We start from the raw sequence: 13,535 nt of genomic DNA, 5'->3' as shown, positions 1-13,535 counted from the left end.
GGCGAGTCGGGCCGGCGGGGTCTGGCTCCGGGGATGCAACAGGACCACCATGGCGACCGATCATATCCGATACGATGTGCTGGCCCGCGACGCGCTGCGCGGCGTGCTGCGGAAGGTGCTGACCGATGCCGCCGCCCATGGCCTGCCGGGCGAGCACCATTTCTTCATCACCTTCGTGTCGAAGGCCGAGGGCGTGAAGCTGTCGTCGCGGCTGCTTGCGCAATATCCGGAAGAGATGACGATCATCCTCCAGCACCAGTTCTGGGACCTGACCGTGCTCGAGGACCGTTTCGAGGTCGGCCTGTCCTTCGGCGGCATTCCGGAGCGGCTGGTGGTGCCGTTCAGCGCCATCAAGAGCTTCCTCGATCCGTCGGTGAAGTTCGGCCTGCAGTTCGACACCTCCGACGTTGCCGAGGTCGCGCCGGAAACATTGCCGGCAGCCCCCGCTCCTTCCGCCGTGTCGGTGCCCGCGCCTGCCGTCGAGAACGCGGAAGCCGCGGATGAGCCGACCCCGCCGAGCCAGGGCGGCGCCGAGGTCGTGCGGCTCGATCGTTTCCGCAAGAAATGATCTAGGGTGCGCGCGCGGCCGTCGCGTTCGCCCAAACTGTCTATATAGAGAAGCATATCGGAAGGCCGCGCGGCGTTTCGCGCGACAGGATGGATATGCTCATGGCCAAGACGACCCGCCCCGCACGCAACGCCGCAACCCGCACCGAGACCGACAGCTTCGGTCCGATCGAGGTCCCCGCCGATCGCTATTGGGGGGCACAGACCGAGCGCTCGCGCCAGAATTTCCGCATCGGCACCGATCGCATGCCGATCGCGCTCGTGCACGCGCTCGGCATCGTCAAGCTCGCCGCGGCGCAGTCCAACCTCGAGCTCGGCCTGCTCGACGAGCGCCGGGCCAATGCCATCATCCGCGCCGCGCGCGAGGTGATCGAGGGCAAGCTGGACGACCATTTCCCGCTTGTTGTGTGGCAGACCGGGTCGGGCACCCAGAGCAACATGAACCTCAACGAGGTGATCGCCAACCGCGCCAACGAGCTGCTCGGCGGCGAGCTCGGCGCCAAGAAGCCGGTGCATCCCAACGACCACGTCAACATGAGCCAGTCGTCAAACGACTCCTTCCCGACCGCGATGCACATCGCGGCGGCGCGCCGCATCAACGCCGACCTCGTTCCTGCCCTCGGTGAGCTGCTCGGGGCACTCCGCAAGAAGGAGAAAGAGTTCGGCAAGATCGTCAAGATCGGCCGCACCCATACCCAGGATGCGACGCCGCTGACGCTCGGCCAGGAATTCTCCGGCTATGCCGCGCAGGTCGAGAGCGGCATCGCGCGACTGAAGGTCGCGGTGAAGGACCTCTATCCGCTGGCGCAGGGCGGCACAGCCGTCGGCACCGGCCTCAACTCGAAACCGCGCTTTGCAAAGCTCTTCGCAAAGCACGTTACCGGGATTACGAAGCTCCCCTTCACCAGCGCCGCCAACAAATTCGAGGCGCTGGCCTCGAACGACGCCTATGTATTGGCGCACGGCGCCATCAATTCCGTCGCGACCGGCCTGTTCAAGATCGCCAACGACATCCGCCTGCTCGGATCCGGCCCGCGCTCGGGGCTCGGCGAATTGATCCTGCCGGAAAACGAGCCGGGCTCCTCGATCATGCCGGGCAAGGTCAACCCGACGCAGTGCGAGGCGATGACCATGGTGTGCTGCCAGGTGTTCGGCAATCACACCGCCATCACGGTCGCCGGCAGCCAGGGCCATTTCGAGCTCAACGTCTACAAGCCGGTGCTGGCCTACAACATGCTGCACTCGATCCGCCTGATGGCGGATGCGGCGCGCTCCTTCACCGAGCATTGCGTCAGCGGCATCCGCGCCGACGAAAAGCGCATCAGGGAGCTGATGCAGCGCTCGCTGATGCTGGTCACGGCGCTGGCCCCGAAGATCGGCTACGACAACGCCGCCAAGGTGGCCAAGACGGCGCATGCCAACGGCACCACGCTGAAGGAGGAGGCGCTGCGGCTCGGCTTCGTCTCGGCGGACGAGTTCGACCGCCTGGTGCGCCCCGAAAAGATGACCAGCCCGGGATAAAATTCCGAATTCCGATAGTCATCCGTAATGATACGGGCACTCGGCGCTCAGAAATATGCGGCTTTAGAGGCGGGATTTGATTACCGTCAATGAAATGGCCGAGCGGCGTGTTACGCCGCCGTATGCCTTGACGGGCGAAATTCATCGTTTGATGGCCCGAAGGGCCGATTGACGAGGATGAGCGAATGAAGATCAAGTCTTACGGGGCGCAGCGCGCCACCCTGTTTCTGAATGTTTCATCCTGCCTGATGAGGATCGGATGATGGAGACGCGGCATGGGGAACGTCATCAACCTGAATCGTTTCAGGAAGCGCGCCGAGCGGGAAGCCTCGGCGAAGCAGGCGGACGCCAACCGGGCGAAGTTCGGCCGCACGAAGGCGGAGCGGTCGGCGGAGGAGACGCGCGCGGACAAGGCGAAGGCGGATCTGGACCGGCATCAGATCGATCGCGAGGAGCAGCCATGAAGTCGCCCGTCGTGAAACGGTCGATCGTGGTCGCCGGCCACAAGACCAGCGTCAGCCTGGAAGAGGCGTTCTGGAACGGCATGAAGGAGATCTCGGGCCTGCGCAACATGACCCTGTCCGAGCTCGTCGGCGAAATCGACGGCGCCCGCCAGCAGGGCAACCTGTCCTCGGCGATCCGCCTGTTCGTGCTCGACTACTTCAAGAGCCGCGCCATGGCCGCCATCCAGGCGGACAAGGTCCCGGCGCAGTAGGGCCGAGGCTCCTTTCCCCACGCCTTCGTGATCTGCACTTTAAAATCACTCTAAGGTGCAGCTTCCGTGGGCAAGCGCGCTTGACCTCAATGCCCTGCGTTGAAAATACAGGGCATGACCGACACCCATGATACGCGCCGCGAGATGCCGCTGGGCCTGGCCCAGCGCGGCTATACCGGCGTCATCCAGCACCTCTCCGCCAAGGACGCAGGCTCGGCTCTCTCGGACATCGAGCTGGAGAGCCGGCTGATCGAGCTCGGCTTCGTCGAGGGCGCCCGGGTCGAGGTCCTGCACGAGGGGCTGGTCGGGCGCGATCCGATCGCCGTACGGGTCGACAACATCACGATCGCGGTGCGCCGTCGCGAAGCCATGGCCATCATCGTCGCGTAAGCAGCGACCGGATATCTGCTCCCATGGAATTACCCCTGCTGCATCTCGCCCTGGTCGGCACGCCCAACAGCGGCAAGACCTCGCTGTTCAACGCGCTGACCGGCAGCCGGCAGAAGGTCGCGAACTATCCGGGTGTCACCGTCGAGCGTAAGGAAGGCTTCTTCGTCACGCCCTTGGGCCGCCAGGTCTCCGTGGTCGACCTGCCCGGCACCTATTCGCTGCGCGGCCGTAGCCCGGACGAGGAGATCACCCGTGATTTCGTGCTCGGCAAGGCCTCCGGCGAGATCGTGCCCGACCTCGTGCTATGCGTCGCCGACTCCACCAATCTGCGCCTGACCATCCGCCTGCTGCTGGAGCTGAAGCGCACCGGACGGCCGATGGTCCTCGTGCTCAACATGTTCGACATCGCGAGCCGCCGCGGCATCACCGTCGACGTCGAACGGCTCGCCAAGGAGCTCGGCGTGCCCGTGGTCACCTCGATCGCGGTGCGCAAGGGCGGCACCGCCGACCTGCTGGCGCTGACCGACGAGATCTCGGCCAAGCTCTCGGCCGAGCCCGCCGAGAACAGCTGGCGCGCGCTCAGCGTCTCCGAGCTGCGTGCCACCCAGCGCGAGGCCGACCGCATCATCGCCGACTGCGTCAGCCTGCCTGCTAGGCCCGATACCTGGACCGCGCGGATCGACGCCGTGGTGTTGCATCCGGTCGGCGGGCTGATCGTGCTCGCGCTGATCCTGTTCGTGATGTTCCAGGCGGTGTTCGCCTGGGCGCAGCCGGCGATGGACCTGCTCAAGTCCGGCTTCGACACGCTCGGGGAGTTCGTGCAGGCCACCCTGCCCGACGGCCTGCTGCAGAGCTTCCTGCAGAACGGCGTGATCGCGGGCGTCGGCAGCGTGATCGTGTTCCTGCCGCAGATCATCCTCATCTTCCTGTTTATCCTGCTGCTGGAAGATTTCGGCTACATGGCGCGCGCCGCGTTCCTGATGGACCGCATCATGGGCGGCGCGGGGCTGCACGGCCGCGCCTTCATTCCGCTGCTGTCGAGCTTTGCCTGCGCCATCCCCGGCATCATGGCGACGCGCGTGATCGACAACAAGCGCGACCGGCTGACCACGATCCTGATCGCGCCGCTGATGACCTGCTCGGCGCGCATTCCGGTCTACACGCTGATCATCTCCGCCTTCATTCCGGCAAAGGACGTCTGGGACTTCATCAACCTGCAAGGCCTCGTGATGTTCGGCCTCTATGCCACCGGCATCATCAGCGCGCTCGCCGTCTCGTTCGTGATCAAGTTCTTCATGATCCGCGACTACGCGCCGGCGCCGTTCATGCTGGAGCTGCCGGACTACAAGATGCCCAGGCTGAAATCGATCGCGATCGGCATCTACACCCGCGCCAAGATGTTCCTGCAACGCGCCGGCACCACGATCTTCTCGATGATGGTGCTGATCTGGTTCCTGGCCTCGTTCCCGCAGCCGCCCGCTGGCGCCACCGAGCCCGCGATCGACTTCAGCCTTGCCGCCATCATCGGCAAGGCGCTGGAGCCGCTGCTCGCCCCTGTCGGCTTCAACTGGCAGATCGCGGTCGCCCTGATCCCGGGCATGGCGGCGCGCGAGGTCGCGGTCGCGGCGCTCGGCACCGTCTATGCGATCGAAGGCGGCAAGGAAGCGGCCGAGCAGATCGGCCAGGTGCTGGCGACGAAATGGTCGCTCGCAACCGCCCTGTCGATGCTGGCCTGGTACATCTTCGCCCCGCAATGCGCCTCCACGCTCGCCGTGATCCGGCGCGAGACCGGCAGCTGGGGGTGGATGGCTGCGACCTTCGCCTACATGCTGGTGCTGGCCTATGCCGCGAGCCTCGTGACCTACAACGTCGCGGTGGCGCTCGGCGCCGGATAGCCCTCGTAACCCAAACTTCGAAAACAACCCCATGCACAGTAGACAGGGGTTGCGATATCAAGGATTTGCGCATTATCCGAAATGCGTTTGACACGTCGGGCAAAACACCGGCATAATGGCATCATCGAAAGTGCCATACCGGCCGTATTACTTCGCCCGGCAAAGCCACTGGCACGATGGCATTGTCGAAGGAACTTCGTAACCGCATCGGAGATTTCTTCGCGCGCTTGATTTGAATCAAGCCCGTTCTCACAGCGCATTGGAAAATCGCGCAACGTCGTCGCAAGCTGGGCCCATTGTGGGGGGCACGGAGCGAGCGAGATGTCGTTGCTGGCGTACTTCTGGAAGGTCGGTGCAGCGTTGCTCGTCCTCCTCTTCCTTGTGGACTTTTGTCTCCCGAAAGCCCCGATCGCCGAGAAGGGCGCCGCAGACCGGCCGGCGATACGCATTCACTCGGATCGCAAATTGCCTGAACGCGTGATCCTCGATACCAGCATGCCGGTCATCGTCGCAGCGGCCCCCGAGGTGCCGGTCGCGCAAGCCACTGCTCCTCTTGACCGCGCAGAACCGCCGATGATCCGGGCCCAAACTCCGGCGGTTGCCAACGCACTCGCCATGACGCGCCCGAACTCGCCGCCAAGCGAGGCGGTCGGTCACAAGCGATCGCGCAAGTCCCAACACGCCTCTGTGCGGTCGAAGCGACACACGCCGCCCCAAATGGTCCTGGCGGCTCGGCAGGGGCCATTCGGATGGTTCGGGTACAGATACTGGTAATTGAGCTGGTAAAACCAGCATCCAAAGCATCGGAAGCCTTCAAGCACCCACGTTGCGCTAGCTGCGGTCTTTTTTCTCGCCGTCGATCCGATATCGCCACTGCTCCATCCACGGCGAGAAGCTCTGCAAGGCGGAAGCTGTGATTGGAAAGATTTGTCCGGCCAGGCTTCCTGCAAGGCTCGTCACGTTCGAGCCCGACGAGCAGAACGGCGCGTCGACCGACGACGCGCCGTCGAAGAGCAGCATCGTGCTGTCCATTGGTACAATGAACCTTATGACGATAGTCACCAGTTCCGCGTTAGAACAAGCTCGAATTTTGCGAGGAACTCGTGCGGCACGACACTGGCCGGTGTCACATGCGCCGTGGCTGACAAATCCGATCGTCGCCTGATTGAGGAGTTGGACAAATGCCGATGCACCAGACCTCGGCCTCGCTTCCCCGCCCACATACGCTCATAGAGTTCGGAATGCTCTCCGCCTCAAATCCGACGATCAGCCTGAGCGAGTTCACCTACACACGTGGCAGCGAGATCTACGGCGAGAAAGAGCCGATCGAATTTGTCTACCAAGTCAAGTCGGGCGCGGTACGAAGCTACAAACTGCTGTCCGGCGGACGTCGCCACGTCGGTGCCTTCCACGTTCCCGGCGACTTCTTCGGGCTGGAGAACGGCGATGTCCACCGCTTCAGCACGGAAGCCATGGTCGACACGATCGTGCATCTCGTCAGGCGCGAGAGCCTCGACGCCGCCGCCGAGAATGACGGCACCTTGACCAGGAGTCTTCTCCGCATGGCGGCTACGAATCTTGGGCATGCGGAAGATCATGTGCTGCTGCTCGGACGCAAGACGTCGATGGAGCGGGTCGCCGCCTTCCTGATCGAAATGGACAAGCGGCTCACCGCCGCAGGCGTTCTCGCGCTGCCGATGACCAGGCGCGACATAGCCGACTATCTCGGCCTGACGATCGAGACCATCTCACGATCTCTGTCGCACCTGCGCGAGCTCGGCATCCTTCGTTTCATCGACAAAAGCCAGCGTCACATCGTTCTCGTGGACAGGCAGCAACTTGCCGGGCTCGACCGCCAGAACTGACTCTGCAGCAACAGGCATCCCTGCTTCTTCGACCTCCCATGAAAAAGGCCCCGGTCGATGCCGGGGCCTGAGTTCACTGGGAAGACTTCAGATCAATAGCGCGCCGCGATCGGCGCACCGTACCCGCCGAAGCGGTAGTTCAACCGAAGCGTGACCATGTCCACATCCTGGCTGACCCCGCTGCCGGTCAGCGTGAACCCGCCGGGCGTGACCACACCTGCAAAGGCCGTGTTGTCACGTCCCATCCAGAGGTGGTCGTACTCGATGCCGAACGTCCAGTTCGGCGTGAAGCCGTATTCCCAGCCGACGCCCAGCGCTCCGCCCCAGCGCGTGTGGCCTGCCGAAGCGAGGCCGACGCCGGTGACATTGTTGAAGATGTCAAAGCGATTGCGCGTCACTGCGGCGCCGCCCTTCACGTAGAGCAGCGAGGCGTTCCATGCCCAACCGAGCTGGGCCGTGAACAGCCCGATCCCGTCGATCTTGCCCGTGGTCGAGATGAACGGATCGATCAGGCTGACGCGCGTGTTCTTGATCTCGGCCCAATCGCCCTGGGCTTCCAGGCCGAGCACGAACTGATTGGTTTGCCAGCGGTACCCGATCTGTCCGCCGGCGAGGCCGCCGGAGCGATCGGCGCAACCGCTTGCGACGGTTCCTGCGGGCGTTATGAAATCCACGCAACCGTGGCTCTGCCCCCAGCCTCCGTTGGCGCCAATGTAAAATCCGGTCCAGTTGTAAACCGCCACCACCGGCGCGGGCGGCGGCGCCTTGACGGCCATATCGGCCGCCAAGGCCGGAGCCGCCATGCTCAGCGCCGCGAAGCCGATCGCCGCGATCGAAAGCTTTTTCATCGTTTCGTCCCCTTTGCTCAAATTTCTTACGTCAGACGCAAAGCCTTATGCAGGCTGGCGTGCATAAACTCTGCGAACAGCCTGAAGTTTACGCGCGCGGGGAGTGTTGCCCCGTAACAAAATGGCAACACCTAAGCGCCATCGCTATGCATGGAAAAGTGCTTAGTCGGTGTTCGAAGTGCCGGTAGTCGCGGCGCCATCCTGTTCGTCGGCAAGCCACGCATTGATGCCGGAGGACGGGATTAATCGCCTTGGAAGGTGCGGGTTGATCGTGCCTGCAAAGACGGCGCATCCCTCATCGCGCTTGGCGCGCGCGAACAGCTTGGCTTCTTGCTCGGTCGCAAAAGTCTTCGTCTCGCGCGGGCTCCGCTTCCTCGGTAGAATGCCTCGCTGATGTATTTCAAAGGTGACGTACCAAGTCGGACTCATCGCTCACGCCAACATGTCACCATCCCTTGGCGTCGCGTTGTGGTGCAATTGTCATGCGCGCGCTTGATTCAGATCAAGCTGCTGCTTGACTACTTTTTATGGGCGACTGACGCGCCAGGCTACGGACCAACAGCCGGTTGACCCGGGGGATAGGGGCATGCGGCATCAGCGGTCACAGTACGAGCAAGATCGCGCTTCACCGACGAGCCAGTTCCATGAACCAGGTCAGTAGCCCGTAGGCTGGTAGAGCGAAAGCGAAACCCATCATTTCCCAACAGCGGCGATGGGTTTCGCTGCGCTCCACCCATCCTGCGATACTTCGGACAATCCGCTAACGCGTCGGCCGAAGCACCGGCATGATGGCATCATCGATTTTGACCTGCACGACCGTGCGGGCCGCTAGCGCGACTGATCGCGTCCATCCTCCGGATCGCTTTCCGGCTCCTGGATCAGCACCGCGGGTTCGTCATAGCCCGCGCGGCTGCTGTAGAACACCAAGGCCATCAGGCCGACGCCGACGATCAGCGAGAACACGACGCCGAGCACCAGCGCGACATAGCCTGCCTCCGGCACCTTGGTATCCGTGCTGACCCAGCCGAGATAGCCGAGCGCGCCGGCGCCGACGAGCAACGCGCACAGCACCGCGATCACCAGCCATCGGGCGAGCTTGCCGTCTTGCGGGCTGGATGGTGCCGGTTGGTCATGTGTAACACTCATGGATCTCTCCTTTTGTGCGCTAGGAGGGCCACGGCATCACGCCTACTGTGCCGTGGCCTTGGTTGCGATTGCATGCAGCGCGCCGGTCATTGCGGTGATGGCAGCCTTGGCCGGCTCGCCAACGCCATGACGCCCCGCGACATAGGCGGGATCGTTGTAAGACAGCCAGGTCGCGCCCTGTTCGTCCTGCCAAACCAGCGCCTTCAGTGGCAGGTCGATGCCGATGGTTTGGGCCTGCTGCATCAACGGCGTGCCGCCCTTGGCGTTGCCGAAGATGATGAGATCGGTCGGCCGCAGCGGCAGGCCGACCGCAGCCGCGCCCGCGGCGTGATCGACATGGGCGAATACAATGAGGCCCTTCGCCTTCACCTCGGCCTCAAGCCGCTTCATGGTGTCTTCGGGCCCGAAACTGCTCTTGATGGTGATGAGTCCGTCTGCAGCCATGACTTGCGTCTCCCATGAACATGTCGCTGCGATCAGCGCGAGGATCCTGATCAGTGCCGAAACCCTCATCAGCCGCTCACTTGTTGCGGAACAGTTTGGCCGGATCGAATTCCGGCACCGGAACGAAGCCGTCCCGATTGGGCATTTTGATCTTCGGCAAAGACTCCTTGTCGACCTTGCCATCGGCGGGAACGATGCCGTTGAGGCTCAATATGTAGGCGGTGACGGCGTAAGTCTCGTCGGTGCTGAGCGAGCCCGGCGTCGGATAGGGCATCGCGCGATGGATGTAGTCGAACAAGGTCGTGGCATAGGGCCAGAAGCTGCCGACCGTCTTGACCGGCATGTTGGAAGCGAGCGTGCCCTGGCCGCCGGCGAGACGATCCTTGATGCCGCCCTGGCCGTTGTCGCCATGACAAGCCGCGCAATTGTCGGCGAAAATCTGCTTGCCCTGGACCGCGGTGCCGCTGCCGTCAGGCAGGCCTTTGCCATCGGGGCCGACATCGATGTCCCACAGCTTGATCTCCTGGGGCGTCGCGGGGCGCCCGAAATCGAACGCCAATGCGGGAGCCGCGAGCAGACCGGCGGTGAGAATGCCAACGAAAACCAGCTTGTTACGCGAGGACATTGCGGACCCTCCCGGCCTCGTCGATGCTCCAGGTCTGCTGGGCGTTGTAGTGAAACAGCGCATTGGTCCCCATCGCGGCGATGAAGGACTGCCGGTCCGGCTGCACGTTGCCCTTCTCGTCGGTCGAGCGGCTCACGATTTTCGTCGGTTTGCCGTCCCACACCCAATCCATCTGGAAGCGCACCTGCGCCTTGGACAGCACCGGCTGGCTCAATTGCGCCGGCTTCCATGTCTTCGCGCCGTCGGTCGAGATCTCGACCCTGGCGATCTTGCCGTGACCGCTCCAGGCAAGGCCGGAGATGCGGTTGTAGCCCGGCTGAATCTGCATCATGCCCGAGGGCTGGGTGATGACCGAGTTGGTCTCCATCCGCAGCTGAAACTGCCGCGCCTTGCCGTTCGCGAGAAGCTGCGTGTAACGCGCGGTCTCCCAGCGCGTCATCCAGGGCGCGTTGCCGAACTTGAGGCGGCGCAGCCATTTGATGTTGAGGTTGCCCTCGAAGCCCGGCATCACCAGCCGCATCGGAAAACCGTGCGCGGGCCGCAGCGGCTCGCCGTTCTGCCCGTAGGCGACGAAAGCCTCGTTCACGATCTCGTCGGTGAGCGGAATGCTGCGGTCGACGCCCGCGCCATCACCGCCTTCGGCCAACATCCAGCTCGAGCCCTTGTCCTTGGCGACGAGGTCGATCAGGAATTTCAGCGGCACGCCGGTCCATTCATTGGTGCTGACGAGGCCATGCGTGTTCTGCACCGTGATGTCAGGGTCGGCCTTTTCCCAATTCTCCCATCCGTTGCCGGTGCACTCGATGAACACGACGCGCGTGACCGACGGCATCCGCTTCAGGTCCTCGACGCTGAACACCAGCGGCTTCGAGACCATGCCGTGAATCAGCAGCCGGTGCTGCGCGGGATCGATGTCGGGCACGCCGGAATGGCTGCGCTCGTAGTGCAGGTCGGTCGGCGTGATGTTGCCCATCAGCTTCTGGTGCGGCGTCTTGGAATTGATGGCATCGCCGGGATCGACGTTGCGCTTGCCCGGCGTGGCCTCGGGAATGCGATCGAGTTTTGCGAAACGGGAGCGCTCACTGTGCGCGCTGAGATCGGCACCGGGCCCGCGGTCGGGCACGTCGGCCAGGGTTTCGGCGCCGGCTGCCTCGGTCGCGACCGCGCCAAGGATCCCCGCCGACAGGCCTCCCACGAAGCCGCGGCGCGACACATTCGCAGGCCGTGGCGACAATTCGGTTGGCGTCTTGGACGTCATGGGCTCTCCCCTCGGTAAACGTGCTTTTTCGAAAATGACGGCCGCGCTCACGTCGCGACACTGACACGACGCTGCGACGATTGCGCGTTAGGTTGTGTTAGAAGGAATGAGGTCGGTGCGTTTGCTCACGCTTCCTTGAAAGCCTCATGCGCACGGGTCGCGTAGACCAGCGCGGCGCCGGCATTGACCGAGATGGCGGCGCCGAGCGCTTCGGCAATCTCGCCTTCGCTCGCGCCGTGCTTTTTCGCCTCGGCCGCGTGAACGGTGATACAGCCGTCACAACGCAGGCTGATGGCGACCGCGAGTGCGATCAGCTCGCGCGTCTTCGCATCGAGGTGATTTGTCTTGGCGCCCGCGCCGCTCAGGGTTGCGTAACCCTTGACCGTGTCGGGCGCCAGCTTGCCGATCTCGCCGACACCGGCGACGATCTGGCGACGATAGTTGTTCCAGTCGAGCATGGCCATGAGATGCTTCCTTCTCGTCGTGATGAGGGTAAGTTAGATGCGCTCTGCCGCTCCGTGGAATGGCCGGGCGGCTCGGACTCATGTCCGCGCGGATCAAGGGGAGAGGAATGTCGGAGGCGGAAGCGGCGGAGTTGTTGAAGGCGATGGTGCCGCTGTTCAGGATCCGTCCCGTGATCGAGGATTCCTGCAAGTTTGGCGGCAGCTGGGAGTCGCTACACGCACCAAACGGCAAGGGTTGGGCGCAATTCCACATGGTGACGCGCGGCTCTTGCGTGGTCGAGCGGCCGGGCCTCGGCCCGCAGCGGCTGGAGGCCGGCGACATCCTCCTGCTGCCGCACGGCGACAGTCACGCGGTCCGGAGCCAGACGAGCGGCGTTGTCGGGCGGATTTCGACCGAGCTCCGGAACGGCGTCCGGCAGCGCGCAACGATCGGTGCCGAGGTCGAGACCGAACTCCTGTGCGGCCGCTTCCTGTTCGAAACCTCGGACGAGAATCCGCTGATCGCGGCCCTTCCCGACGAGATCGTCCTGCGCACGGCGGGAGAGCCGCTGCTGGAAAGATTTCGGCACCTGCTGATCGACATCCGCGACGAGCTCGAGGCCGGGCGGGTTGGAGCGGAGATGGTCGCGGCCGACCTTGCGCGGGCGCTGTTCGTCATGATGCTCCGCGACCATCTCGCCGACGAAGCCTCCGGGAACGGGACGATGTCGCTGTTGCGGGACCGCACCACGGCGCGCGTCGTGGCGGCAATCCTCAACGATCTCGCCAGGGACTGGACGCTCGACGAGATGGCGACGGTCGCCATCGCATCGCGCGCGACGTTGGTACGCGCCTTCCGCAAGCGCGCCGGGCTCGCGCCGATGACGTTCCTGGCCGATTTGAGACTGACGATCGCGCGCAAGCGGCTGGCCGGCACCTCCGATCCGATCGCAAAGATCGCGAGCGAAGTCGGCTACGCGTCCGAAAGCGCCTTGAGCAAGGCCATGATGCGCAGATACGGCCTGCGCCCCAGTGCCTTGAGAGTGGCGGGACCTGGCCATCAGCAAGGCACGACGGGCTAAAGCATGATCCGGAAAAGTGCGCAGCGGTTTTCCGGAAAGATCATGCTCAAACAATAATCTAAAGCGCGATGACGATTCATCCTGATCTCATCGCGCTTTAAGCGCCGATTGACCCTGCGGGCAAAACTGGGGCAGATGGCAGTGTCGGTCCCGGCGTCGCTGGCCATCTCCAAAGCGGCAGTCTTTTTCCATGAATCGCTTCAGCACGACGAGGTTGACCGCCGAGCGGCTGAACGACAGTCACCTCGCCGACCTCATCGCGCTGCATCTCGACCCCGACGTGTCCCGCTATCTCGGCGGCGTGCGGGAGGCGGAGGCGACGACGCAATATCTCGCCGTCAACATGGCGCACTGGGACCAGTATGGCTTTGGGCTGTGGGCGTTGCGAACGACAGACGGCACCTTCGCCGGACGGGCGGGCATCCGGCACATCGTCGTCGATGACATCGACGAGATCGAGATCGTCTACACGTTCAAGCGCGAGTTCTGGGGCCAGGGACTTGCGAGCGAGATCGCGACCGCGCTGACGGAGATCGGGCTGTCGCAGCTCGAGCTGCCGTCCCTCATCGGCCTCGTCTTCGTCGGAAACATTGCCTCCCGCCGCGTGCTGGAGAAGGCGGACTATGTTCTGGAGAAGAGCACGATTCATCGCGGCGAGGATGTGGTGATCTACCGTATCCGGCGGTGAGAGGCGCGAGCTCGTAGGATGGGTAGAGCGAAGCGAAACCCATCACGC

At 63.8% G+C, this 13,535-nt stretch carries 17 protein-coding genes; 10 read left to right on the top strand and 7 right to left on the bottom strand.

All coding sequences use genetic code 11. The features are described 5' to 3' along the window. The first annotated feature begins 49 nt into the window (after window positions 1-49). From QA642_RS11605 to QA642_RS11575, 7 genes are all read left to right on the top strand, one after another. A complete protein-coding gene (locus tag QA642_RS11605) occupies window positions 50-568 on the top strand; it encodes a ClpXP protease specificity-enhancing factor SspB (protein ID WP_283084786.1) in 519 nt (172 codons plus the stop codon). Window positions 569-669: 101 nt separating this feature from the next. Further along, entirely contained in the window at window positions 670-2,088 is a 1,419-nt protein-coding gene (gene fumC, locus QA642_RS11600; RefSeq protein ID WP_283084785.1) for a class II fumarate hydratase, read from the top strand. 275 nt (window positions 2,089-2,363) lie between these two features. After that, window positions 2,364-2,552, top strand: a complete 189-nt coding sequence (locus tag QA642_RS11595; RefSeq protein WP_283084784.1) for a DUF4169 family protein — start codon at window positions 2,364-2,366, stop codon at window positions 2,550-2,552. Next, window positions 2,549-2,803 carry a ribbon-helix-helix domain-containing protein gene (locus QA642_RS11590; protein WP_283084783.1) on the top strand — a complete coding sequence of 85 codons (255 nt, stop codon included), beginning with the start codon at window positions 2,549-2,551 and terminating at the stop codon, window positions 2,801-2,803. The genes QA642_RS11595 and QA642_RS11590 overlap by 4 nt, the downstream gene beginning before the upstream one ends. A 114-nt stretch (window positions 2,804-2,917) precedes the next feature. Further along, complete coding sequence (locus tag QA642_RS11585) at window positions 2,918-3,193, top strand: FeoA family protein (protein ID WP_027560531.1); 276 nt, start codon at window positions 2,918-2,920, stop codon at window positions 3,191-3,193. A gap of 23 nt (window positions 3,194-3,216) precedes the next feature. Next, on the top strand, window positions 3,217-5,088 hold the full coding sequence (locus QA642_RS11580; RefSeq protein WP_283084782.1) for a ferrous iron transporter B: 1,872 nt from the start codon (window positions 3,217-3,219) through the stop codon (window positions 5,086-5,088). Window positions 5,089-5,409: 321 nt separating this feature from the next. Further along, window positions 5,410-5,862 (top strand): hypothetical protein, encoded by a 453-nt coding sequence (locus QA642_RS11575; RefSeq protein WP_283084781.1) that lies wholly within the window; start codon window positions 5,410-5,412, stop codon window positions 5,860-5,862. A gap of 57 nt (window positions 5,863-5,919) precedes the next feature. On the opposite strand, the gene QA642_RS11570 is transcribed toward QA642_RS11575, so the two are convergent. Continuing rightward, window positions 5,920-6,108: a hypothetical protein gene (locus QA642_RS11570; protein ID WP_283084780.1), complete on the bottom strand. Its 189-nt coding sequence runs from the start codon at window positions 6,106-6,108 to the stop codon at window positions 5,920-5,922. A gap of 161 nt (window positions 6,109-6,269) precedes the next feature. Here QA642_RS11570 and QA642_RS11565 point away from each other — a divergent pair, with 161 nt between their 5' ends. Continuing rightward, window positions 6,270-6,953: a helix-turn-helix domain-containing protein gene (locus QA642_RS11565; RefSeq protein WP_283084779.1), complete on the top strand. Its 684-nt coding sequence runs from the start codon at window positions 6,270-6,272 to the stop codon at window positions 6,951-6,953. A 92-nt stretch (window positions 6,954-7,045) separates the two neighbouring features. On the opposite strand, the gene QA642_RS11560 is transcribed toward QA642_RS11565, so the two are convergent. From QA642_RS11560 to QA642_RS11535, 6 genes are all read right to left on the bottom strand, one after another. Continuing rightward, window positions 7,046-7,801, bottom strand: coding sequence for an outer membrane beta-barrel protein (locus QA642_RS11560; protein ID WP_283084778.1), 756 nt, complete (start codon window positions 7,799-7,801; stop codon window positions 7,046-7,048). An 828-nt stretch (window positions 7,802-8,629) separates the two neighbouring features. Then, window positions 8,630-8,947, bottom strand: a complete 318-nt coding sequence (locus QA642_RS11555; protein ID WP_283084777.1) for a hypothetical protein — start codon at window positions 8,945-8,947, stop codon at window positions 8,630-8,632. A 42-nt stretch (window positions 8,948-8,989) separates the two neighbouring features. Further along, entirely contained in the window at window positions 8,990-9,460 is a 471-nt protein-coding gene (locus QA642_RS11550) for a DUF302 domain-containing protein (RefSeq protein WP_283084776.1), read from the bottom strand. A 7-nt stretch (window positions 9,461-9,467) separates the two neighbouring features. Then, entirely contained in the window at window positions 9,468-10,016 is a 549-nt protein-coding gene (locus QA642_RS11545) for a cytochrome c (protein WP_283084775.1), read from the bottom strand. Next, window positions 10,003-11,274, bottom strand: a complete 1,272-nt coding sequence (soxC, locus tag QA642_RS11540) for a sulfite dehydrogenase (RefSeq protein ID WP_283084774.1) — start codon at window positions 11,272-11,274, stop codon at window positions 10,003-10,005. The genes QA642_RS11545 and soxC overlap by 14 nt, the downstream gene beginning before the upstream one ends. Before the next feature lie 125 nt (window positions 11,275-11,399). Further along, window positions 11,400-11,738: a carboxymuconolactone decarboxylase family protein gene (locus tag QA642_RS11535; RefSeq protein ID WP_342739290.1), complete on the bottom strand. Its 339-nt coding sequence runs from the start codon at window positions 11,736-11,738 to the stop codon at window positions 11,400-11,402. Between the two features lie 107 nt (window positions 11,739-11,845). Between QA642_RS11535 and QA642_RS11530 the strand changes: the two genes are divergently transcribed. Then, a complete protein-coding gene (locus QA642_RS11530; RefSeq protein WP_283084773.1) occupies window positions 11,846-12,799 on the top strand; it encodes an AraC family transcriptional regulator in 954 nt (317 codons plus the stop codon). A 190-nt stretch (window positions 12,800-12,989) separates the two neighbouring features. Further along, window positions 12,990-13,487: a GNAT family N-acetyltransferase gene (locus QA642_RS11525; RefSeq protein ID WP_283084772.1), complete on the top strand. Its 498-nt coding sequence runs from the start codon at window positions 12,990-12,992 to the stop codon at window positions 13,485-13,487. Window positions 13,488-13,535 lie beyond the last annotated feature (48 nt).

This window comes from Bradyrhizobium sp. CB2312, from assembly GCF_029714425.1.
Classification (GTDB): domain Bacteria; phylum Pseudomonadota; class Alphaproteobacteria; order Rhizobiales; family Xanthobacteraceae; genus Bradyrhizobium.
This window is presented reverse-complemented; position numbering and strand designations above follow the sequence as displayed.